We start from the raw sequence: 22190 nt of genomic DNA, 5'->3' as shown, positions 1-22190 counted from the left end.
CCGGGTCCCCGCGAAGGGACCCGGCCGCCGTCGAACGGATCAGGCGCCGCGCAGGGTGGCTCCCACGCGCGACGACGCCAGCGCGACCGCCGCGTCCCGGGCCGCGACGGCCTCCTCGACGGTCAGCGTCCGGTCCGGGGCGCGGAACGTCAGCTTGTACGCCAGGCTCTTCAGGCCCGCGCCGAGCTGCTCCGACGTGTAGACGTCAAAGAGCCGGACCGACTCCAGCAGCTCGCCCGCGCCCGCGACCAGCGCCGCCTCGACCTCGGCCGCCGGAACCGCCGCGTCGACCACCAGCGCCACGTCGATCAGCGCCGCCGGGAACGTGGAGATCCGGATCGCCTGGGTCACCGGTGCCGCCGGGATCGCGTCCAGGTCGAGCTCCATCGCGCAGGTGCGCCTCGGCAGCTCCAGCGCCGCGACCACGCTCGGGTGCAGCTCGCCCGCGTACCCGACCACGGTGCCGTCGACCGCGATCGCCGCGCACCGGCCCGGGTGCCACGGCGGGTGCTCGGCCGCCCGTACCGTGATCCGGTCGGCGGTCATGCCGGCCGCCGACAGCGCGATGCGCGCGGCCTCGACCGCGTCCGACCAGGTCGCCGCGCGGCCCGCGCCCCACCAGCCGGCCGGCGCCGCGTCACCGGTCAGGACCGCGGCGAGGTGCCACGGCTGCTCGGGGACGATCGCGTTCGCGGCCGACCAGTCCTCTTCGGACGGGCCGTGTTCCACGCCGAGCAGCGGCGGCGCGACGGCCGTCAGGTGCGGCAGGAAGACCGTGCCGGTCTCGTACAGCGCCAGGTCGCGCTCGCCGCGGCCCAGGTTGCGCTTGAGCGTGCCGAGCAGCGGCACGAGCAGCGACGTGCGCAGCAGCGGCTCCTGCTCGGAGATCGGGTTGGTCAGCCGCACCGCGCTGCGCCGCGGGTCGTCCGCGGGGAGCCCGAGCACGTCGGCCGCGCCCGTCGCGATGAACGGGTACGACAGCACCTCGACGTAGCCGTTCTCGGCCATCGCCCGGCCGACCATGCGCCGGCGGCGCTGGGTCGGGGTCAGGACGCCGCCGCCGCGCGTCGGCGGCAGGACGCTCGGGATCACGTCGAAGCCGCCGAGCCGGGCCACCTCCTCGACCAGGTCGATCGGAGCGACCAGGTCGGGCCGCCAGGTCGGCGGGGTCACCTCGAGCGGCTCGACGCCGCGCACCGCGCAGCCGATCAGGCCGAGCAGCGTGGTCACCTGCTCGACGGTGTAGCCGACGCCGATGCGCCGGGCCGGCAGCGTGGTGTCGAGCAGCACCGGGGTGGGCGCGACGACGTGGTCCTGGTCGAGCACCCGCTCGTCGACGGTGCCGCCGGCGTGCGCGGTGAGCAGCTCGACCGCGCGCTGGAGGGCCACCAGCGGCAGCTGCGGGTCGACGCCGCGCTCCCAGCGCTTGGCCGCCTCGCTGAACAGCTTGTGCCGGCGGGCCGTGCGGCCGACCATCACCGGGTCCCAGTGCGCGGCCTCCAGCAGCACGTCGACGGTGTCCGGCTGGAACTCGGTGGTCTCGCCGCCCATGACCGCGGCGAGGCAGATCGGCCCGGAGTCGTCGCAGATCACCATGTCCTCGGCGTCGAGCACCCGCGCGACACCGTCCAGGGTGGTCAGCTTCTCCCCCGTGCGTGCCCGGCGCACGACCAGGCCGCCGCGCACCAGGTTCAGGTCGAAGACGTGCATCGGCTGGCCGAGCTCGAGCATCACGTAGTTGGTGATGTCGACCGCGAGGGAGATCGTGCGGATCCCGGCGGTGATCAGCCGGCGCTGCATCCACTCCGGCGACGGAGCGGACGGGTCGATGCCCCGCACCACGCGCGCCGCGAAGCGGTCGCAGCCGATCGTGTCGTCGATCCGCAGCGGGTGCGGCGGCTCGGCGGTCGCGCCGGGCACGTCGCGCACGCCCGGATCCGTGTACGCCGACTCGTAGGCGTGGGACAGCTCGCGGGCCACGCCGCGGACGCTCATCTCGTATCCGCGGTCGGGGGTGATCTCCAGGTCGAGGATCACGTCGTCGAGCCCGACGATCGGGCGGGCGTCGGCGCCCGTCGCCGCCGAGTCCGCCGGCAGCACGATGATGCCGGAGTGGTCGCCGGACAGGCCGAGCTCCGCGGCCGAGCAGATCATGCCGTTGGAGTTGCGCCCGTAGGTCTTGCGCGCACCGATCTTGAACCCGCCGGGCAACTCGCCGCCGGGCAGGATCACCACGACCAGGTCGCCGACCGCGAAGTTGCTCGCGCCGCAGACGATCTCCTGCGGCGCGGCGGCGCCGACGTCCACCCGGGTGAAGCGGATCGGCTTCTTGAAACCGGTCAGCTCCTCGATCTCGAGCACCCGGCCGACGACCAGGTCGCCCTTGACCGTTGCGGCCTGGTCGACGATGGACTCGACCTCGATGCCGATGTCGACGAGCTTGCGCTCGAGCTCGTCGGCGGAGAGCGCCGCCGGCAGGTCCACGTATTCGCGGATCCAGGACAGAGACAGCTTCATGATCAGACCGCCATCCCGAAGTTGCGGGTGAACCGGACGTCACCCTCCACCATGTCGCGCATGTCGCTCACGCCGTTGCGGAACATCAGCGTGCGCTCGACGCCCATCCCGAAGGCGAACCCCGAGTAGCGCTCCGGGTCGACTCCGCAGGCCGTGAGCACCCGCGGGTTGACCATGCCGCAGCCTCCCCACTCGACCCAGCGCGGCCCGTCGCGGTGCTGCGCGAACCACACGTCGAACTCCGCCGACGGCTCGGTGAACGGGAAGTGGTTGGGGCGCCACCGGGTACGGGCGTCCGGGCCGAACATCGCCCTGGCGAAGTGGTCGAGGGTGCCCTTGAGGTGCGCCATCGTGATGCCCTCGTCGACGACGAGGCCCTCGATCTGGTGGAACACCGGGCTGTGCGTGGCGTCCAGGTCGTCGGTGCGGTAGACGCGGCCCGGGCACACCACCCGGATCGGCGGCTGCCGGGTCAGCATCGTCCGCACCTGGCCGGGCGAGGTGTGCGTGCGCATCACCAGGCCGGGCAGGTCCACGTAGAACGTGTCGATGAGCCCGCGGGCCGGGTGGTCGGGCCCGATGTTGAGCGCGTCGAAGTTGACCCAGTCGAGCTCGAGCTCGGGGCTCTCGACGACGTCGTAGCCCATGCCGACGAACAGGTCGCCCATGTGCTCCATCAGCGTCGTCAGCGGGTGCCGGGCGCCGCGCGGCGCTCGGTCCCAGGGCAGCGAGACGTCGACGCGCTCCTCGACCAGGACGCGGGCGGCGCGCTCGAGCTCCAGCTCGGCCTGGCGGGCGTCGAACGCGGCCTGCACGGACTGCCGGGCCACGTTGACGCGCTTGCCGGCCTCAGATTTCGCGTGCGGCGGCAGCGAACCGATCTCGCGCCGGGCCAGCGACACCGGGGACCGGTCGCCGAGGTGGACGGACTTCAGCGCGCCGAGCGCGTCGAGGTCCGGTGCACCGGCGAAGGCGTCGCCGGCCTCGGCGACGGCGGCCTCGAGAGCCTCGGGGGCGAGCAGGGCGGCCTGCTTCGGATCGTACGGATCGTTGCGGTAGGACATGATCGGGCGAACTCCCTCACACCGGATGAGCCATCGGGCAGTGTACGGAGGCGCGGCTGGGCCGCCGCCCGCCGGTCAGGAAGTTCGCGCAGGAGTGTCAGACCCGGCGCCCGCGACCAGCGGGCCGGATAAACATCGGGAGCACTCGGCGCATGGGCTCAGCATATCGCGGCCGACAACCTCATTGCGCCGCAGTCGGCCCCGCATGGCCGGTTCCCGACATTGTGGTTGTCAGCCCACCAAATGGACATGAACAGGACGATGTTGGCGCGCCAGGCCCGCAGACGGTACGCGTTCCAGCATGTGGGACACCGCCGGCGCCCGCCTCAGTGCTGAGCGTCGTGCGGCCGATGGACTGGGCATGACTCACGGCCAAGCCATCAGTCCGGGACGACGTAGTCCGCTGGAAGACCGGTCCATCTCCGGCAAGTTGCTGCCCCGGCTGTACCTGCCCGCCGGTCTGGCCGGGCTGGTGATCGCGCTGTCCAATGTCGACGGGCACCAGGGTCTCCAGCTGATCCGGGCGCTGGCGGCCTGTGCGATCGCGGCGGCCACCTGGCGGGTGAACTGGGACCGGGTACCACCCCTGGCGTTGCGGACCATGGCCTACCTCGGCGTGGTGCTGATCGGCATCGGATCCATCACCGTTCCAGCCACCTACTACATGGGCCTGCTGTCCTCGGCCATCGGCCTGGTCTGGGCCGGGTTCGCCCTCGGGCGGCGTGATCTGGTGGCGCTGTCCGCCCTCATGGGCGTGCTGACCTTGGCGGCGCAGTGGCAGTTGGCCCCACCATCGGTCGCGGTCTGGCGATCGGTGGCGATCTGGTTGGTGCTGACCGGGATGGGCACCGCGACGCACTGGCTGCGCGGACTGCTCGACGACAGTGCCGCCCAGGTCGCCCGGGCTCAGGCTGAGGTCAGTGAGCTGCAAGTGCGTACGCTGACCGAGCAGCAGCAGGCCGAAGCGCACCGGGCCGAGCTGGCCGCCGCGCAGGTGGCCGAGCAGACCCGCCTTCAGCAGCAGGTCGCCGAGCAGGCGGCCGTGCTGGCCCAGTCGGCCGCCGAGGTCAGCCAGAACACGACCATCGCGGCCACCGCGACCGAGCAGATGTCCTCCGCGCTCCAGGACCTCTCGCGCACGGCACAGTCCACCGAGCAGGTCACGGTCGCGGTGGTGCGCCAGGCCGACGACGCCGCCACGGTGATCAAGGCGCTAGCCGCGTCGAGCGAGCAGATCATGGCCGCCAGCGACATCATCCAGTCCATCGCCGAGCAGACGAACCTGCTCGCGCTCAACGCCACGATCGAGTCGGCCCGCGCCGGGGAGAGTGGCAAGGGTTTCGCGGTCGTGGCCAACGAGGTCAAGGAGCTGGCCCGCCAGTCCGGCGAGAACGCCGACTCCATCAACCGGACCCTTAACGACGTGCGCACCCAGGTCGACGTCGCGGTCACCCAGGTCACGGAGATCGCCGGAAGCATGACCGCCCTGTCGGCGCACCACAGCACGCTCGCCGCCGCGATCGAGGAACAGACCGCCGCCGTCGCCGAGGTCACCCGAACGGTCACCCAGACCGCCGGCGAAACCCACACGATGGCCGCCGGCATCCGGACCCTGGAGCAGATCTCCCGAACCGCTGGGCGGTAGCGACACCTAGCGCTGGGCGCGGGCCGAGGCGTACAGGCAGACCGCCGCGGCGGCGGCCAGGTTCAGGCTCTCGGCGCCGCCGTAGATCGGCACCCGGACCCGCTTGTCGGCCGCCGTCAGCAGCTCCCCGGGCAGGCCGTGCGCCTCGGAGCCGAAGAGCCAGGCGGTCGGGCGAGCCAGCGAGCCGTCGTCGAGCAGGTCGTCGAGGCCGGCGTCGCCGGTGCCGGTGGTGGCGAGGACCTGGAGGCCGAAGTCGCGGAGCTGGTCGACGACCGCCAGCGGGGACCGGACCACGTCCAGGTGGAAGAGGCTGCCCGCCGAGGCCCGGACGCACTTGCCGTTGTAGGGGTCGACGGCGTCGCCGGCGAAGATCACCGCGGTCGCACCGGCGGCGTCGGCCGTCCGCAGGATGGTGCCGGCGTTGCCGGGGTCGCGGATCTCGGCGGCCACCGCGACCAGGCGCGGCCCCTTGGACAGCGCCTCGGCCAGCGGCACGTCGATCTGCTCGCAGACCGCGACCAGGCCCTGCGGCTGGACCGTCTCGGCCAGCGCCGCGAGGCCCGGCTCGTCGACCGGTGACACCACGGGCGCCTGCGCCGCCAGGTCGGCGTGCCGCGACAGCGCGGCGTCCGTACCGAAGAGCTCGAGAACGACCCCCGCGGCCAGGGCGGACCGCACGGCCTGCGGGCCCTCCGCCAGGAAGCGGCCGGTCTGGTCGCGGTCGCGGCGGCGCTGTAGGCGCCGGGCGGCGACGACCCTCGGGGTACGGGGCGAGAAGGTCACGTTTCCTCCGGGAGGGAACAGCATCGGGGCGCCTCCCGGAAATCCGGAAGGCGCCCCGACAACGAGTTGCTCAGGCAGCCTGCGCGGCGGCGCCGCCGGTGCCCTCGGCCGCGACGGCGGCACGCGCGATCTCGACGATCGCCGCGAACGAGGCGGCGTCGTTGACGGCCATGTCGGCCAGGATCTTGCGGTCCACCTCGACGCCGGCCAGCTTCAGGCCCTGGATCAGGCGGTTGTAGGTCAGGCCGTTGGCCCGCGCGCCCGCGTTGATGCGCGTGATCCACAGCTGGCGGAAGTCGCCCTTGCGGTCACGGCGGTCGCGGTACGCGTACTGCATCGAGTGCAGCACCTGCTCCTTGGCCTTGCGGTACAGGCGCGAGCGCTGCCCGCGGTAGCCGCTGGCGGTCTCCAGCAGCGTACGGCGCTTCTTCTGGGCGTTCACTGCCCGCTTGACGCGTGCCATTTCGGTACTCCTAACAGGGGAACGTGTGTGGCGCGCGCGTCAGCGGCCCAGCATCTTCTTAACTCGCTTGGTGTCGGCCTTGGCCACCGTGACCGTACCGGTCATCCGACGCGTGACGTGGGAGGACTTGCCCTCCAGCAGGTGGCGCTTACCGGCCAGCTCCCGGACGATCTTGCCCTTGCCGGTGACCTTCACCCGCTTGCCCATGCCGGTGTGGCTCTTCATCTTCGGCACTTAGAACGCCTCTTCCTTAATTACTTACTCTGCAGTGGCGGCGGTGCTGTCGACCGGCGCGGCGGCCGGGGGTGCCTCGGCGACGTCACCCTCGCGCGGCTCGCGCGGCGGACGCGCGTTGGCCGCGATCACGGCCGCTGCGGCGGCCTTGGTGGCGCGGTGCGGTGCCAGCACCATGATCATGTTTCGGCCGTCCTGCTTCGGACTCGCCTCGACGAAACCCAGCTCCGAGATCTCTTCGCTGAGCCTGCGCAGGAGCCGGAAACCCAGCTCGGGGCGGCTCTGCTCACGACCACGGAACATGATCGTCACCTTGACCTTGTCGCCCGCCTTGAGGAACCGGACCACGTGACCCTTCTTGGTCTCGTAGTCGTGCGGGTCGATCTTCGGCCGGAGCTTCATTTCCTTGATGACGGTCTGCTGCTGGTTGCGCCGGGCTTCGCGCGCCTTGAGTGCACTCTCGTACTTGAACTTGCCGAAGTCCATGAGCTTGCACACCGGCGGGCGCGCCATCGGCGCTACCTCGACCAGGTCCAGGTCGACGTCTGCGGCCAGCTGGAGGGCGCGCTCGAGCGGGACGATGCCCACCTGCTCACCCTCAGGGCCGACCAGTCGGACTTCTCGTGCCCGGATCTGCTCGTTCACGCGTGGTTCGACGCTGATGGGGCCTCCTCAGAACGATCTAGTACTGCCAATGTCGGTCGGCCCGCTCGCCCTCTTATGCAGGGCGACAGGAAAGCAGAAGGCCCCGGCACGCATGCCAGGGCCCGCTCGACCGGTCATCGGCGTCCATGAGGACGCACACCACGCCCGGACACTCCCGGGGCGGTTGACCGGACCCAGCCACTCGAAGAGTGACTTGGGTGGGAACCAGCGGGCTCCTCTTTCGCGCCTGGCCGAGCTCCCGAGGGAGATTCGCGCAGGCGTGGTCGACTACCGGTGAGTCTACCAGCTCAGGACGTCGCCGCCGAATGGAGGGCGCGAAGTGCGCGGACGCCCTCGACCGCGTACTCCTTGTCGACGGCCTGGAGCGCGTGGACCGGCACCGTGTCGTCGTCGAGCATCTCCAGCGACGCCCACGGCGAGTTGCGGTCGAAGCGCACCGCCCGCACCGCGGACCAGGGCAGCTCGTAGCCGCCCAGCACGTTTCGCACCTTCACGCCCGCCGCGTCCGCGATCACCCGTGGCCGGGTGAAGGCGAGGATGCCGAGCCCGATCAGCACGCCCAGCCCGATCATCGCGCCCTGGTCGCCGCGCTGGAACTGGCCCATCGTGTCGCCGGTCGACCCGTGCAGGCCGAAGCTGAGCACGGTGAAGAGCACGACGACGGCGGCCGCCGTCGCGCCGGCCACCCAGCGGATGCGGCGGGGCCGGAACACCACGGTCGCCTCGGTCGAAGTCACGTCAACCACTGTCTCATTCACAGGCGGCAGTTGGAGATGTCGGTAACAAGGATCGCCCGCGCGCCGAGATCGTAGAGCTCGTCCATGATCTGGTGCACGTCGTCGCGCCGGACCATGGCCTGCACCGCCACCCAGCCCTCGCGGTGCAGCGGCGACACCGTCGGCGATTCGATGCCCGGTGTCAGCGCGGTCGCGCTCTCCAGCAGGTCGGCGCGCACGTCGTAGGCGAGCATCACGTAGCCGCGGGCGACCAGCACGCCCTGCAGACGCCGCATGAGCTGCGCGGACGCGCCGGAGTCCGCCGCCGGCTCGCGGCCGATCAGGATCGCCGAGGAGCGCATGATCGGCTCGCCGACGGTGACCAGCCCGGCCTGGCGCAGCGTGGTGCCGGTCTCCACCACGTCGGCGATCAGGTCGGCGACGCCCAGGCGCACGGCGTTCTCCACCGCGCCGTCGAGGCGCACCACCTCGGCCTTGAGGTCGTGCTCGTCGAGGTAGCGCTCGACCACCCCGGGGTACGCGGTGGCGATGCGCCGCCCGCCGATCGCCTCGGCGGAGGCGAGCGAGCCGGCCGGGGCGGCCCAGCGGAACGTGGCACCGCCGAAGCCCAGGTCGAGCAGCTCCCGCGCGGGCACACCGGAGTCGACGAGCAGGTCCCGGCCGGTCACGCCGAGATCGAGATCACCCGACCCCACGTACGTGGCGATGTCGCGCGGACGCAGGTAGAAGAACTCGACGTTGTTGGCCTCGTCACGGCAGACGAGTTCCTTGGGGTCGGTGCGCTGGCGGTAGCCGGCGTCGCGCAGCATCTGCGCGGCCGGAGCGGACAGGGTGCCTTTGTTCGGAATGGCGATGCGCAGCATCGACGTGCTCCTTCGATCGGATTCGATTGAGGTGGAGGGCACGTCAGAGATGTCGGTACACGTCCTTCAGCTCGAGCCCGGTGGCGATCATCAGGACCTGTGCCTGGTAGAGCAGCTGGGAGATCTCCTCGGCGGCGCGCTCCGGCCCCTCGTGCTCGGCGGCCATCCAGGACTCGGCCGCCTCTTCGACGACCTTCTTCCCGATGAAGTGCACGCCACGATCCAGCGCCGCCACGGTGGACGAGCCCTCGGTCCGCTGCACCGCCTTCGCCTGCAACTCGGCGAACAACTCTTCGAACGTCTTCACGGGAGACGATTGTGGCAGCTCATCACGGGATGGCGGCGGACGGCCCCAACGGGTGGGACGTGGCCTAGGCTCGCCAGCATGGTCAGCAGATACACCATCGCCGCGGTAGGCGGCGCGGCCGTGCTCCTCACCACGCTCGCGGGCTGCGCGCCCGCCGACGAGGGAAGCCCCTCCGCCGGGGCCTCCGCCTCGCCCTCCGGCTCCGCCTGCCCGGCCGGCGCGCTCGACACGCAGACCGCCGGCAAGCTCACGATCGGCACCGACAACCCGGCGTACGAGCCGTGGTTCTCCGACAACAAGCCCAGCAACGGCAAGGGCTTCGAGTCGGCGGTCGCCTACCAGGTCGCCGAGCGGCTCGGCTACCCGGCGCAGAACGTCGTGTGGACCCAGGTGACGTTCAGCAACGCCATCGCGCCGGGCCCGAAGACGTTCGACTTCAACATCAACCAGTTCTCGATCACGCCCGAGCGGCGCAAGGCCGTCGACTTCTCCTCGCCGTACTACCTGGTCCGGCAGACGGTGATCACGACAAAGGGTTCGAAGATCGCTTCCGCGAAGTCACTCGCGGACCTCAAGTCCGCCAAGCTCGGCGCGCAGGTCGGCACCACCAGCTACCAGGCGATCACCGAGGTGATCAAGCCGGACACCAAGCCGCTGGTCTACAACAACAACGACGACGCCAAGGCGGCCCTGGAGAACGGCCAGGTCGACGGCATCGTTGTCGACCTGCCCACCGCGTTCTACATGACCGGGGCCGAGCTCGACGACGGCGTGATCGTCGGGCAGCTGCCGCAGGTCGGCGTACCGGAGCAGTTCGGGCTGGTTCTCGACCTCGAGTCGCCGCTGACCGGCTGCGTCTCACAGGCCGTCGACCAGTTGCGCCAGGACGGCACCCTCGCGGTGCTCGAGAAGCAGTGGCTGGCCGGCACGAACGGTGCTCCCGAGCTGTCGTGAGCACCGAGCTGTACCGGCCGTCGGAGATCCAGCGCGGGCGGACCGCCTACCGGCGACGGCAGACGATCCGCTCCGTGCTGCTCGCGGCCCTCTCCACCGCCGTCCTCGGCGTGCTGCTCGTGGTCGCGGTCACCGGCGCGCCCGGCTGGGACCGGGTCAAGCAGTCGTTCTTCAACCCCGAGGTGGCCCGGCGCTGGCTGCCGGCCATCCTCGAGGGTCTCTGGCTCAACATCCGGCTGCTGGCCGTCTGCGCGGTCCTCGCCCTGGCCCTCGGCCTGCTGATCGCGACGCTGCGCACCCTGCGCGGTCCGGTCTTCTTCCCGGTACGGGCGCTCGCGACGGGCTACACGTACACGTTCCGGGGCCTGCCGCTGATCATCGTGATCTACCTGGCCGCCTTCGGCGTGCCCGGCCTGCGGCTACAGGGCACCCCGGGGGTGCTGGTGCTGGGCGGGGCCGCGCTGATCATCACGTACGGTGCGTACCTGGCCGAGGTCTTCCGGGCCGGCATCGAATCGGTGCACCCGAGCCAGCTCGCCGCGGCCCGGTCGCTGGGGCTGACGTACCGGCAGACGATGCGGCACGTGGTGCTGCCGCAGGCGATCCGCCGGGTGGCGCCGCCGCTGCTCAACGACACGGTGGCGCTCCAGAAGGACGTCGGGCTGGTGTCACTCGCCGGCCCCATCGACGCCGTCCGCGCCGCGCAGATCGGCGTCGCACAGGACGCCAACTTCACGCCCTACATCGTGGCCGGGGTGCTCTTCGTGCTGCTGGCGATCCCGCTTATCGCCTTCACCGACTGGGTCACGCTGCGCGCGGCCCGCCGCCAGTCCGCGGGGGCCTGATGCTGCTGTCCTGCGAGAACGTCCGCAAGACCTTCGGCGCCGGCGTCGTGCTCGACGACCTGTCGCTGGAGGTCGCCGAGCACCGGGTGGTCGCGCTGATCGGCGCCTCCGGATCGGGCAAGTCGACGCTGCTGCGCTGCATCAACCTGCTCACCGAGATCGACGACGGCGTCATCCGGCTCGACGGCGAGGACATCACCGACCCGCGGGTCGACCCGGACCTGGTGCGGCGGCGCATCGGCATGGTGTTCCAGTCGTACAACCTCTTCCCGCACATGACCGTGCTGCGCAACATCACGCTGGCGCCCGGCCGGGTGCACCGGCGGGACGCCGCCGAGGTCAGAGAGCAGGCCATGGACTGGCTCGGCCGGGTCGGGCTGGCCGACAAGGCGGACAGCTATCCCGACCGGCTCTCCGGCGGCCAGCAGCAGCGGGTCGCGATCGTCCGGGCGCTGGTCAACAGCCCCCGGCTGCTGCTGCTCGACGAGGTCACCTCGGCGCTCGACCCGGAGCTGGTCGGCGAGGTGCTGACGATGATCCGCGGCCTCAAGGACGACGGCATGACGATGGTGCTCGCCACCCACGAGATGGGCTTCGCCCGGCAGGTCGCCGACCAGGTGGTCTTCCTGGACGGCGGCCGGGTGCTCGAGGCGGGCCCGCCCGACCGGGTGCTCGGCGACCCGTCGGAGCCAAGGACCCGGCAGTTCCTGGCCCGGATCATCGAGGCCGGCCGGCTGTAGCGGGCCGGGCTCATCCCGCCGGGAAGCGCAGGACCCGGTCGTCGCCGTCGCGGACGTCGCCGCGGCCGTCGGTGTTCGAGGTGGTCAGCCAGAGCGCGCCGTCCGGTGCGATGTCGACGGTCCGGAGCCGGCCGTAGCGCTTCTCGAACACCGCGGACGGCGCGCCGACGGTGTCGCCGCGCAGCGGGATGGTCCACAGCCGCTGCCCGCGCAGGGCGGCGACGTAGGCGGTATCGCCGGCGATCGCCATCCCGGACGGCGAGGCGTCGCGCACGGACCACGTGACGAGCGGGTTGGTGTAGCGCCCGCCGTCGGTGTCACCGGTCCCCTCGACCTCGGGCCAGCCGTAGTCGCGCCCGGGCCGGATGAGGTTCACCTCGTCGAGTTCGCTCTGCCCGAACTCGGTGGCGAACAGCCGCCCCGCGGAGTCCCAGGCCAGTCCCTGCACGTTGCGGTGGCCCAGGCTGTACACCGGCGAATCCGCCACCGGGTTGCCCGGCGCCGGCGCGCCGCCAGGGGTCAGCCGCAGGATCTTGCCGTTGGGGCTCGCCGGGTCCGGCGCCCGGGACGTCTCGCCGGCGTCCCCGGTGCCCACATAGAGCATGCCGTCGGGCCCGAACGCGATCCGCCCGCCGTTGTGGTACCGGGCCTTGGCGATGCCGTCGAAGACCACCTCGGGCGGTCCGCCGCCGAGCCGGAACCGCACGATGCGGTTGTCCCGGGCCGCGGTGAAGTAGGCGTAGACCATGCCGTCGTCCGCGAAGGCGGGCGAGACGGCCAGACCCAGCAGGCCGCCCTCGTTACGGGCCCGGACGCCCGGCACCCGGTACACCTCGCGCGCCGCGCCGCCGCCGGGCGTCAGCCGCAGCACCCGGCCGGTGTCCCGCTCGGCGACCAGAGCGTCGCCGCCCGGCAGGAAGGCGAGCCCCCACGGCACGTCGATGCCCCGGGCGATCTCCTCGCCGGCGTCGAGATCCGGTACCGACCGCGGCGTGCTGACCGCGGTGCTCGTGGCGACGACGACGGGCACGCCGTCGGCGCCGCCGCCGTCACAGCCCGCGAGGAGGCAGCCGGCGACCACCGCGGCCAGGCCCGCCCGGTTGATGAGTGCCATGACGTTCCTCCGGGGGCGTTGGTGCACGCGGCCGCGTTCGCGTCACACATAAGCACCAACGGCCACAGATCACCATCGCCCGGAGCACCGACCCCGGCCAGGCTTCTAGCCGCCCAGGCTCCGGATCGCGATGGCCGCGTCGAGCACGGCGATCGTCGACTGCCAGCCCTTGTCCTCGATAGAGTCCTCCAGGCCGGCCCGGTCCTTCGCCTGGCCCAGGCTCTCCACGGTCAGCACGCCGTGCGCGACCGGGGTCCGCTCGTCCAGCGAGACCCGGGTCAGGCCCATCGTCACCGCGTCGTTGACGTACTCGAAGTGCGGGGTCTCCCCGCGGATGACCACGCCGAGCGCGACGACCGCGTCGCAGCGCTTGGCCAGCGCCTGTGCCACGACGGGCAGCTCCACCGAGCCGACGACCCGCACCACGGTCACGTCGTTGACGCCGGACGCCTTGGCGGCCGCGTGCGCACGCTCGACCATGTGGTCGACCAGGTCGGAGTGCCAACGCGAGCCGACGATGCCGAGCTTGAGCCCGGCGGCGTCGACGGTGGTCAGGTGCGGATCACCGAAACCGGCCATTGTTGCCCCCTTTTGCCTAATCTTGCGCCCGGCCGCCGTCGCGGCGCCGGGGAATCAGCCCAGTGCCTCGAACAGGTGGCCCATCCGGTCCCGCTTCGTCCGCAGGTAGCGCACGTTCTCGGGGTGCAGGCGCACCGGCATCGCCTCGCGCCCGCTCACCGTCAGGCCGTAGCCCTCCAGCCCGGCCCGCTTCGCCGGGTTGTTGGTGAGCAGCCGCATCGAGCGCACGCCCAGCTCGTAGAGGATCTGCGCGCCGGTGCCGAAGTCGCGGGCGTCGGCGGGCAGGCCGAGCTCCAGGTTCGCGTCCACGGTGTCCAGGCCGCGGTCCTGCAACTGGTACGCCTGGAGTTTGTGCAGCAGCCCGATGCCGCGACCCTCGTGCCCGCGCATGTAGAGCACGACCCCGCGCCCGGCCTCGGCCACCCGGTCGAGGGCGGCGTCGAGCTGCGGCCCGCAGTCGCAGCGCACCGAGCCGAAGACATCGCCGGTCAGGCACTCCGAGTGGACCCGGACCAGCACGTCCTCGCCGTCGCCGAGGTCGCCGAAGACCAGGGCGACGTGCTCGGCGCCGTCCACGTCGCCGCGGAAGCCGACCGCGGTGAAGTCGCCGTGCTCGGTCGGCAGCCGGGTCTCGACGACCCGCTCGACCTGCCGCTCGTGGCGCCGCCGGTAGGCGATCAGGTCGGCGATGCTGATCAGCGCCAGGTCGTGCTCGACGGCGAACTTCTCCAGGTCGGGCATCCGCATCATGGTGCCGTCGTCGTTGACCATCTCGCACAGCACGCCGGCCGGGCGCAGTCCGGCGAGGACCGACAGGTCGATCGCGGCCTCGGTGTGACCGGGACGGCGCAGCACGCCGCCGGCCTTGGCCCGCAGCGGCACCACGTGCCCCGGGCGCGACAGGTCGCTCGGCTTGGTGTCGGCCGAGGCGAGCAGCCGGATCGTGTGCGCCCGGTCGGCGGCCGAGATGCCGGTGCTCACGCCCTCTCGGGCGTCGACCGTCACCGCGTACGCCGTACCGCGACGGTCCTGGTTGGTGTGGAACATCGGCGGCAGGTCGAGCCGGTCCGCCTCGTCCTCGGTCATCGGCACGCAGATGTAGCCGGACGTGTAGCGGACCATGAACGCCAGCAACTCGGGCGTGGCGTGCTCGGCCGCGAAGATCAGGTCGCCCTCGTTCTCGCGGTCCTCGTCGTCCACCACGATCACCGCGCGGCCGGCGGCGATGTCCGCGACGGCCCGTTCGATGTCAGCCAACATGACGGTCTCCCAGCATCTTCTCGACATACTTGGCGATCACGTCGACCTCGAGGTTCACGGGGTCGCCGACGGACTTGGCGCCCAGGACGGTGAGCTTGAGCGTGGTCGGGATGAGCCCGACGCTGAACGTGTCTTCGGTGACCTCCATGACGGTCAGCGAGACGCCGTCCACGGTGATCGAGCCCTTCTCCACCACGTAGCGGGCCAGCTCGGGCGGCAGCGAGAAGCGCAGCACCTCCCACTCGTCGGCGGGCTCGCGGGCGACGATCGCGCCGACCCCGTCGACGTGACCCTGCACGAGATGCCCGCCGAGCCGGCTGCCGACGGTCGCCGCGCGCTCCAGGTTGACCTGGCTGCCCGGCCTGAGCACGCCGAGCGAGGACCGGCGCAGGCTCTCGCCCATCACGTCGGCGGTGAAGACGCCGTCGACGTTGTCGATGACGGTCAGGCAGACGCCGTTGACCGAGATCGAGTCGCCGTGCCGGGCGTCGGACGTGACGACGGGCCCGCGTACGGCGATGACCGCCGAGTCTCCGCCCGCGTCGGTGAGGTAGACGACCTCACCCAGTTCCTCGACGATGCCGGTGAACATCAGATCTCCTTCTGTCGGAGCGATGCTGTGAAACGCAGGTCGGGGCCGATCTGCGTGATGTCGGTGAGGTCCAGTTCCAAGGCGTCGGCGATGGTGGACACGCCCGCGCCGACCAGCGACGGCTGGCCCGCGCCGAGCAGCTTGGGCGCGATGTAGCCGACGATCTTGTCGACCAGGCCGCCCGCGAGGAAGCCGCCCGCCAGGGTCGGGCCGCCCTCCAGCAGCACCGCGCGGACGCCGCGCAGGTACAGCTCGTTGAGCAGGGCGGCGAGGTCGACGCGGCCGTCCGCGCCGGCGCCGACCTCGGACGCCGTCGCGATCCAGGTCGGCGCGGCCTGGTCGCGGACCCGCGCACCCGCGGGGGTACGCCCGGAGGAGTCGACGACGACCCGCCAGGGCTGCTTGATCGCGAGGCTGCCGTCGCGCAGGTCGCGGACCGTCAGCTGGGGGTCGTCGGCGATGACCGTGCCGACGCCGGCGACGATCGCGTCGACGGTGCTGCGCAGCCGGTGCACGTCGGTGCGGGAGATCGCGGAGGTGATCCACTGGCTGGTGCCGTCCGCCGCCGCGGAGCGCCCGTCGAGGGTCGCGGCGTACTTCCAAGTCACGTACGGGCGGCCGCGGCGCACGGCGGTCAGCCACGCGACGTTGCCGTCCTCGGCCTCCTGGCGGCGTACCCCGGTCTCGACCAGGACCCCGGCGCCGCGCAGCGTGGCCGCGCCGCCGGCCGCGACCGGCGTCGGGTCGTCGACGGCGATGACCACCCGGGTGATCCCGGCGTTGATCAGCGCCTGCGCGCAGGGGCCGGTGCGGCCGGTGTGGTTACAGGGCTCAAGGGTGACTATCGCGGTGCCGCCGCGGGCCCGCTCGCCGGCCTGCGCCAGGGCGACTATCTCGGCGTGCGGCCCGCCCACGTACGCGTGGAAGCCCTCGCCGACGACCTCGCCGTCCGCGCTGAGCAGTAGGCAGCCGACGACCGGGTTGGGGCTGGTCGTGCCGAGCCCCCGGGCGGCGAGCGCGATCGCGCGGCCCATCGCCTCGTCGTCGGTGACCATCTGCGTCCTCTCCATGCGCGGTGCGGTCACGCGCTGGAGAGGGGGAAGACACTACGGAAACAGGACATGAGGGGACGCTTCGCGCCGCCCCGGCGAGAGCACGCCGCGACGAGCCCTCATCCTGCTCCCGCGCGCTGTCTCCCATCCGGACTGTCTGACCGATCGGCCCGCGAGGGCCGTCCGATCAACCGTCGGCTCTGGAGTCTCACCAGATCCACCGTCCGTCTTGGTATCGACGTCCGGGTCGCGGGCTCAGCCCTGCCGGAGCAGGGCATTACCGCCGGTTCGGAATTTCACCGAGTCCCGCCAGCGCGTGGTGGGTCACCCATGAGTCTTACACGCGAATCCCGGCTTGCCACCTCCGGGGCGACCCAGGTCACAAACCCATTCCCGCCGCCGACGGGTCCTCCGGGTCCTCCGAGTCCGCGCGGCGGCGGTCGATCGCCACGTACGAGCCGGGCTGGCTCTTGGCCACCTTCTTCATCTCGGAGGCCACCGCGACCACCTCACGGGCGTCCTCGAACCGGCGGCCCTCGGCCGTGGCCTGCGCGACGCCGATCGAGAGCGTGACCAGGGCCGCGCGCTGCTTGTTGCCGCGCCGGTCGGGCACCTCGATGTAGCCGCGCCGGGCGTCCTCGGTGTCGTAGAGCTGGTCGGCGACGGTCTCGAAGTCGTTCACGGTCCGCTTGGTCAGCGGCAGGACCTGCTCGGGCGTACAGATGAAGACGAAGTCGTCGCCGCCGATGTGGCCCAGGAAGATCGGCGGGCGCCCGGTGCTCGCGACCGCGCGGTGCAGGCTGCCGGCCAGGGCCGTGATGAACTCGTCGCCGCGGTCGAAGCCGTAGACGTCGTTGACGCTCTTGAACCGGTCGATGTCGATGTAGCCGACCGCGAAGTCCTTGGCGGTCTTCATCCGGTCCACGATCTCGCGCCGCACCCGGGCGTTGCCGGGCAGGCCGGTCAGCGGGGAGACCTCGCGGAACTCCTTGTTGCGCCGCAGCGTCGAGGAGACCCGGGCGATCAGCTCGGCGGTGTCGAACGGCTTGACCAGGTAGTCGTCGACGCCGGCGGTGAGGCCGACGACCTTGTCGACGGTCATGCCCTTGGCGGTCAGCATGATCACCGGCAGCGCCGAGGTGAGCGGCTCGGCGCGCAGCCGGCGGGTCAGTTCGACGCCGTTCATGTTCGGCATCATCCAGTCGACGACCGCGAGATCGGGTCGGCGGGTCTCCATCACCTCGAGGGCGTGCTGGCCGTCGCGGGCCCGCATCACCTCGAAGCCGTGAACCTTGAGGTTGAAGGCCACGAAGCTGGCGATGTCCTCGTCGTCGTCGACGACCAGGATCAGGTCGGGCCGCTCCTCGGGCTCCGCCGCGGTCGCGTCCACCTTGTGCCGCACCACCCCGGTGCTCATCGGCGCACCGCCACCGTCGGTCGCCCGCTCATGCCGTCGCCACGCGTTCTGGACGGAGCCGATGACTCGCTCGCACGCTCGCTCATGAGCCGGCCGTCGCGCGCTCGGCGAGGGCGCGCAGCTTGCGGCACGCCTCCGCGGGGTCCTCGGCGCCGTAGACGGCGGTGCCCGCGACGAACGCGTCGGCGCCCGCCTCGGCGGCCTGCTCGATGGTGTCGGCGGCGATGCCACCGTCGACCTCCAGGCGTACCTGAAGATCCTTGGCCTTGATCCGGCGCCGCACGTCGCGAACCTTGTCGAGCATCTCCGGCATGAACTTCTGGCCGCCGAAGCCGGCCTTGATCGTCATGATCAGCACCGTGTCCACATAGGGAAGGAGCTCGAGGTAGGGCTCCACCGGCGTGTCCCGGTCGATGGCCAGGCCCGCCTTGGCGCCCGCCGCGCGCAGCGTCTTGGCCAGGGCCACCGGGTTGTCGCAGGCCTCGGCGTGGAACGTCACGTTGTGGGCGCCGGCCTCCGCGTAACCGGGTGCCCAGCGCTCCGGATCGGTGATCATCAGATGCACGTCGAACGGGATGGTCGTGGCCTTGCGCAGGCTCTGCACGACCGGCAGACCGATGGTCAGATTCGGGACGAAATGGTTGTCCATGACGTCCACGTGCACCCAGTCCGCGGCACCCTCGATCTCATGCACCGCGGTGGCGAGGTGCGCGAAGTCCGCGGCCAGGATGCTGGGGGCGATGATCAGCGATGGCTCCACCGGTGAAGTGTATGGCCTGTTCGGTGTCGGCCGGGATACTCATGGTGTTCCCCGGGGAGGCTTGGCATGCGAACCACGGTTGCCCTGCTGGCGGTGCTGCTCGCCGCCGGCTGCTCGGCCACACCCCCGGCCGGCACCGACGGTGACCTGGCCGACGACTGGGCCGTGCCGGGCACACCGGCGCCGTTCCGCCCGCAGGCCGGGCAGTGTCATGAGGCCCTGACCACGAACGGCGCGCTTGACGACTACCGGCCGGTCGACTGTGGCGAACTCCACGTCTCCGAGACCATCCGGGTGGGCACGCCCGCGGACGCCGAAGTGGCTCCGGCGCCCGGGACGGCGGGAGCGAAGGCGGCATACCGGGAGTGTTCGGACGCCGCGACCGACTTCCTGGGCGGGCCGTTACGCGGCGCCCGGATCGCGGTGCAGGTGGTGTGGCCGACCCGGGCCGGCTGGGCGGGCGGCGCCCGCTGGTTCCGCTGCGACGTCACCACCGCGGACCTCGACGGCCGGAGCCGCGTCAGCCGCACCGGCAGCCTGGCCGGTGAGCTGGCCCACGCGTCGCCGCTGCGGCTGGCCTGCTTCGATCCGACGGTCGAGGGCGGCACGGTGACGGCGATGACCGCGGCGCCGTGCAACGGGGCGCACCGGGCCGAGTTCGCCGGGCTGTGGACCGCTCCCGACATCTCGTACTCGAAGCTGGAGTCCGACACCGAGCTCAGCGCGGCCGGGTGCCGGGGCGTGATCGCCCGCTTCGCGGCGCTGCCGGACGACTCCGACCTGCAGTTCCGCAGCGGCTGGATCTCATACAACCCGACGCGGCCCGAGTGGCTGTCCGGGGAGCGGCTGGTGCGCTGCTTCATCTACTTCGCCGAGCGCACCTTCAGCCGCTCCCTGAAGGGCGCCGGCCCCGGCGTCCTACCGGTCAGATAGGCACCCGCAGCTGAACCGCGCCGGCCCGTTGGGCTCAGCCGGGCACCACCCACCGACCGACCCCCATCCGAAACCAGGTTCCCTGAGACGGTGGCCCGGGATCCCGCGAGCGACCCACGGCACCTCGCTGTACCGCGTCGGCCACGACGAGCAGGCGCCACCCGCCGGGCGGTTCCGGACGGATGGCTGCGGGCCGTCCGAGCCGGGCCCGGGACCGTCAGCCGGTGCGGCGCAGGACCGCCAGGAACATCGCGTCGGTGCCGTGGCGGTGCGGCCAGAGCTGCACCGTCGGGCCGGGGCCGAGCTTGGGCATGCCCGGTGGCAGCAGGGGGCGGGCGTCGACGAAGTCGACCTCGACGCCGCTGCGGCGGGCGCCCTCGCTGACCGTCACCTGGGTCTCCACCATGTGCGGCGAGCAGGTCACGTAGGCGACCACGCCGCCCGGACGGACCGCGCGCAGGGCCGCGACGAGCAGCTCACGCTGTAGCCGGGTCAGCGGCGGCAGGTCGGCGGGCGTGCGCCGCCAGCGCGACTCCGGCCGCCGGCGCAGCGAACCCAGGCCGGTGCAGGGCGCGTCGACAAGTACCCGGTCGAAGCCCTCCTCCGGCAGGTCGGGGTCGCGTCCGACGGTACGGCCGTCGGTCGGCAGCACCGTGACGGGCAGCCCGATCGTGGCCTGCTCGACCAGCCGGGCCCGGTGGTCGGCGATCTCGACGGCGGTGACCTCGGCACCGCGCAGCGCGGCGATCGAGCCGAGCAGGCCGGCCTTGCCGCCCGGACCGGCGCACAGGTCGAGCCAGCGGTCGTCCTGGCCCTCGACCGGCGCGGCCAGCAGCGCCGCGGCGACGAGCTGCGAGCCCTCGTCCTGCACGTGCGCGCGGCCGTCCCGGATGGCGGCCAGCTCGCCGGGCGCGCCGCCGCTGAGGTACACCGAGTAGGGCGAGAACGCGCCGGGCACGCCGCCCACCTCGTCGGCCAGGTCGACGGCGTCGGCCCGGCCCGGCCGGGCGCACAGGTGCACCGTCGGCGGCTGGTTGTCCTCGATCAGCAGCCGGGCGGTGTCCTCCATGTCGCCGCCGAGCGACTCGGCGAACGACCGGATGATCCACTCCGGGTGGTTGTGCACCACGGCGAGGTTGGCGGCCGGGTTCTCCGCGTAGTCGGGCGCGAGCTTGGTCAGCCAGTCGTCCAGGCTGGTCTCGGAGATCCCGCGCATGACCGCGTTGGCGAAGCCGGCCGCGCCGGGCGCGACCGAACGGACCAGGTCGACGGTCTGGTTCACCGCTGCGTGCGACGGCACCCGGGTGAAGAGCAGTTGGTACGCGCCAAGGCGCAGCGCGTCCCGCGCGGGCGGGTCGATGCGGGCCACGTCCCGGCCGGCCGCGTCCGCGATGATCAGGTCGAGGGTGCCCAGCGTGCGCAGGGTGCCGTAGGTCAGCTCCGTGGCGAACGCCGCGTCCCGGCCGTGCAGGCGCGACTCCCGCAGGATCTGGGAGAGGACCAGATTCGCGTACGCGTCATCGCGATGCACCGCCGCGATCGCCTCGTACGCGGCCTGCCGGGCCGGGTCGGACGGCGGGCGACCGGCACGCGGAGCCCGGCCGGAACGGGCGTCCCGGTTCTGTTCCCGGCCTGAGCCGGGACCGCCGGGGCGTCGCGGACCGGCGTTGTGCGGCCGGTCGGCGCTGTGCCGGCGATCGGCGCGGTGCGGCTGATCGGCTGGATTCGAATCTGTCACAGCAGGGTCTCCCCCGGGTTGAGGCGCAGGCCACGCGCCCAGTCGGAGGCCGACATCGGCTTCTTGCCGGCGGCACGGACCTCGCCGAGGATCACCGGGGTGGTCGCCGTGCCCACCAGCACCTGAGCGCGCTCGACGAGCAGCTCCCCGGGCGCGAGGGTGACGGCGGCGTTGGCGACCGGGCGGACCGGTCCGAGCTTGAGGCGCTCGTCGCGCAGGGTCGTCCACGCGCCGGGCGCCGGGGTGCAGGCGCGGATCCGGCGGTCGACGGCGAACGCCGGATCGGCCCAGCGGACCCGGGCGTCGTCGACCGTGACCTTCGGCGCCATCGAGATGCCGTCGAGCGGCTGCGGGTGCGCCCGCGCGGTCTTCGCCTCGATCGCGTCGAGGACGGCGACGAGCAGGCCGGCGCCCTCGGTGGCGAGCCGTCCGAGCAGGTCGCCGGAGGTGTCCACGGGCCGGATCCGCTCGGTCAGCGTGCCGTAGACCGGGCCGGTGTCCAGGCCGGCCTCGAGCTCGAACACGCTGGCGCCGGTCACCTCGTCGCCGTGCAGGACGGCGTGCTGCACGGGCGCGGCGCCGCGCCAGGCGGGCAGCAGGGAGAAGTGCAGGTTGATCCAGCCGTGCTCGGGGATCTCCAGCGCTTCCGGCGGCACCAGGGCGCCGTAGGCGACCACGGGCACGCAGGCGGGCGCGATCTCGCGCAGCCGCTCCTGGAACTCCGGCTCGCGCGGGCGCTGCGGGGTGAGCACCTCGATGCCGCGCTCGTCGGCCCAGGCACCGGCCGGGGAGCGCACCAGGCGACGGCCCCGGCCCGCGGGGGCGTCGGGGCGGGTCAGCACGGCGGCGATCTCGTGCGAGGACGCGGCCAGCGCGTCGAGCGAGGGCACGGCCACCTCGGGGGTTCCGGCGAAGACGATGCGCATC

The 22190-nt window shown here is 72.2% G+C and carries 23 protein-coding genes and 1 riboswitch; of the genes, 5 read left to right on the top strand and 18 right to left on the bottom strand.

The features are described 5' to 3' along the window. Window positions 1-39 precede the first annotated feature (39 nt). Together pheT and pheS are read right to left on the bottom strand one after the other, a co-directional pair. Window positions 40-2517, bottom strand: a complete 2478-nt coding sequence (pheT, locus tag BJ971_RS09310) for a phenylalanine--tRNA ligase subunit beta (protein ID WP_184991634.1) — start codon at window positions 2515-2517, stop codon at window positions 40-42. Window positions 2518-2519: 2 nt separating this feature from the next. Beyond that, window positions 2520-3581 (bottom strand): phenylalanine--tRNA ligase subunit alpha, encoded by a 1062-nt coding sequence (gene pheS, locus BJ971_RS09305; protein WP_184991632.1) that lies wholly within the window; start codon window positions 3579-3581, stop codon window positions 2520-2522. A gap of 361 nt (window positions 3582-3942) precedes the next feature. On the opposite strand from pheS, the gene BJ971_RS09300 reads away from it, so the two are divergent. Continuing rightward, entirely contained in the window at window positions 3943-5226 is a 1284-nt protein-coding gene (locus tag BJ971_RS09300; protein ID WP_184991631.1) for a methyl-accepting chemotaxis protein, read from the top strand. A 6-nt stretch (window positions 5227-5232) separates the two neighbouring features. On the opposite strand, the gene BJ971_RS09295 is transcribed toward BJ971_RS09300, so the two are convergent. The 7 genes from BJ971_RS09295 to BJ971_RS09265 form a co-directional block, all read right to left on the bottom strand. Next, the gene (locus tag BJ971_RS09295; protein ID WP_184991629.1) at window positions 5233-6033 is read right to left on the bottom strand and encodes a TrmH family RNA methyltransferase; all 801 of its coding nucleotides are present in this window, start codon (window positions 6031-6033) and stop codon (window positions 5233-5235) included. A 46-nt stretch (window positions 6034-6079) separates the two neighbouring features. Continuing rightward, complete coding sequence (gene rplT / locus BJ971_RS09290) at window positions 6080-6472, bottom strand: 50S ribosomal protein L20 (protein ID WP_184991627.1); 393 nt, start codon at window positions 6470-6472, stop codon at window positions 6080-6082. Window positions 6473-6511: 39 nt separating this feature from the next. Further along, window positions 6512-6706 carry a 50S ribosomal protein L35 gene (rpmI, locus tag BJ971_RS09285; protein ID WP_125806262.1) on the bottom strand — a complete coding sequence of 65 codons (195 nt, stop codon included), beginning with the start codon at window positions 6704-6706 and terminating at the stop codon, window positions 6512-6514. Window positions 6707-6730: 24 nt separating this feature from the next. Then, the gene (gene infC, locus BJ971_RS09280) at window positions 6731-7351 is read right to left on the bottom strand and encodes a translation initiation factor IF-3 (protein ID WP_184991625.1); all 621 of its coding nucleotides are present in this window, start codon (window positions 7349-7351) and stop codon (window positions 6731-6733) included. A gap of 308 nt (window positions 7352-7659) precedes the next feature. Then, on the bottom strand, window positions 7660-8109 hold the full coding sequence (locus BJ971_RS09275) for a PH domain-containing protein (RefSeq protein ID WP_184991623.1): 450 nt from the start codon (window positions 8107-8109) through the stop codon (window positions 7660-7662). 17 nt (window positions 8110-8126) lie between these two features. Next, window positions 8127-8972: an ATP phosphoribosyltransferase gene (gene hisG, locus BJ971_RS09270; RefSeq protein ID WP_184991621.1), complete on the bottom strand. Its 846-nt coding sequence runs from the start codon at window positions 8970-8972 to the stop codon at window positions 8127-8129. A gap of 43 nt (window positions 8973-9015) precedes the next feature. Further along, window positions 9016-9279: a phosphoribosyl-ATP diphosphatase gene (locus BJ971_RS09265; RefSeq protein WP_184991619.1), complete on the bottom strand. Its 264-nt coding sequence runs from the start codon at window positions 9277-9279 to the stop codon at window positions 9016-9018. Between the two features lie 78 nt (window positions 9280-9357). On the opposite strand from BJ971_RS09265, the gene BJ971_RS09260 reads away from it, so the two are divergent. The 3 genes from BJ971_RS09260 to BJ971_RS09250 are packed head-to-tail and all read left to right on the top strand — an operon-like array spanning window position 9358 to window position 11818. Beyond that, entirely contained in the window at window positions 9358-10233 is an 876-nt protein-coding gene (locus BJ971_RS09260; protein ID WP_184991617.1) for an ABC transporter substrate-binding protein, read from the top strand. Beyond that, window positions 10230-11078 (top strand): amino acid ABC transporter permease, encoded by an 849-nt coding sequence (locus BJ971_RS09255; protein ID WP_184991614.1) that lies wholly within the window; start codon window positions 10230-10232, stop codon window positions 11076-11078. The genes BJ971_RS09260 and BJ971_RS09255 overlap by 4 nt, the downstream gene beginning before the upstream one ends. Next, the gene (locus BJ971_RS09250) at window positions 11078-11818 is read left to right on the top strand and encodes an amino acid ABC transporter ATP-binding protein (RefSeq protein WP_184991612.1); all 741 of its coding nucleotides are present in this window, start codon (window positions 11078-11080) and stop codon (window positions 11816-11818) included. The genes BJ971_RS09255 and BJ971_RS09250 overlap by 1 nt, the downstream gene beginning before the upstream one ends. A gap of 10 nt (window positions 11819-11828) precedes the next feature. Here the strand turns inward: BJ971_RS09250 and BJ971_RS09245 are convergent, their stop codons facing one another. The 7 genes from BJ971_RS09245 to rpe form a co-directional block, all read right to left on the bottom strand. Continuing rightward, window positions 11829-12932, bottom strand: coding sequence for a PQQ-dependent sugar dehydrogenase (locus tag BJ971_RS09245; protein WP_184991611.1), 1104 nt, complete (start codon window positions 12930-12932; stop codon window positions 11829-11831). Window positions 12933-13037: 105 nt separating this feature from the next. Further along, complete coding sequence (gene ribH, locus BJ971_RS09240) at window positions 13038-13511, bottom strand: 6,7-dimethyl-8-ribityllumazine synthase (RefSeq protein WP_184991609.1); 474 nt, start codon at window positions 13509-13511, stop codon at window positions 13038-13040. A gap of 54 nt (window positions 13512-13565) precedes the next feature. Further along, window positions 13566-14771 (bottom strand): bifunctional 3,4-dihydroxy-2-butanone-4-phosphate synthase/GTP cyclohydrolase II, encoded by a 1206-nt coding sequence (locus tag BJ971_RS09235; protein ID WP_184991607.1) that lies wholly within the window; start codon window positions 14769-14771, stop codon window positions 13566-13568. Then, complete coding sequence (locus BJ971_RS09230; RefSeq protein ID WP_184991605.1) at window positions 14761-15363, bottom strand: riboflavin synthase; 603 nt, start codon at window positions 15361-15363, stop codon at window positions 14761-14763. Before BJ971_RS09230 ends, BJ971_RS09235 begins: the two co-directional genes overlap by 11 nt. After that, window positions 15363-16418, bottom strand: a complete 1056-nt coding sequence (gene ribD / locus BJ971_RS09225) for a bifunctional diaminohydroxyphosphoribosylaminopyrimidine deaminase/5-amino-6-(5-phosphoribosylamino)uracil reductase RibD (RefSeq protein WP_184998744.1) — start codon at window positions 16416-16418, stop codon at window positions 15363-15365. Before ribD ends, BJ971_RS09230 begins: the two co-directional genes overlap by 1 nt. A gap of 129 nt (window positions 16419-16547) precedes the next feature. Then, window positions 16548-16733, bottom strand: a riboswitch (FMN riboswitch). Between the two features lie 61 nt (window positions 16734-16794). After that, entirely contained in the window at window positions 16795-17832 is a 1038-nt protein-coding gene (locus tag BJ971_RS09220) for a GGDEF domain-containing response regulator (protein WP_184991603.1), read from the bottom strand. Between the two features lie 82 nt (window positions 17833-17914). Further along, window positions 17915-18592 (bottom strand): ribulose-phosphate 3-epimerase, encoded by a 678-nt coding sequence (gene rpe / locus BJ971_RS09215; RefSeq protein ID WP_184991601.1) that lies wholly within the window; start codon window positions 18590-18592, stop codon window positions 17915-17917. 66 nt (window positions 18593-18658) lie between these two features. On the opposite strand from rpe, the gene BJ971_RS09210 reads away from it, so the two are divergent. Next, window positions 18659-19525: a septum formation family protein gene (locus BJ971_RS09210; protein WP_184991599.1), complete on the top strand. Its 867-nt coding sequence runs from the start codon at window positions 18659-18661 to the stop codon at window positions 19523-19525. Window positions 19526-19742: 217 nt separating this feature from the next. Here BJ971_RS09210 and BJ971_RS09205 read toward each other — a convergent pair whose 3' ends face one another. Both BJ971_RS09205 and fmt read right to left on the bottom strand, forming a co-directional pair. Then, entirely contained in the window at window positions 19743-21263 is a 1521-nt protein-coding gene (locus BJ971_RS09205; protein ID WP_184991597.1) for an RsmB/NOP family class I SAM-dependent RNA methyltransferase, read from the bottom strand. Continuing rightward, complete coding sequence (fmt, locus tag BJ971_RS09200) at window positions 21260-22189, bottom strand: methionyl-tRNA formyltransferase (RefSeq protein ID WP_184991595.1); 930 nt, start codon at window positions 22187-22189, stop codon at window positions 21260-21262. The genes BJ971_RS09205 and fmt overlap by 4 nt, the downstream gene beginning before the upstream one ends. Window position 22190: the final 1 nt, after the last annotated feature.

The sequence above is a fragment of the Amorphoplanes digitatis genome (genome assembly GCF_014205335.1).
GTDB lineage: Bacteria > Actinomycetota > Actinomycetes > Mycobacteriales > Micromonosporaceae > Actinoplanes > Actinoplanes digitatus.
Note: the sequence above shows the minus strand (reverse complement) of the source record. Positions and strands in the feature narration are given on the sequence as shown.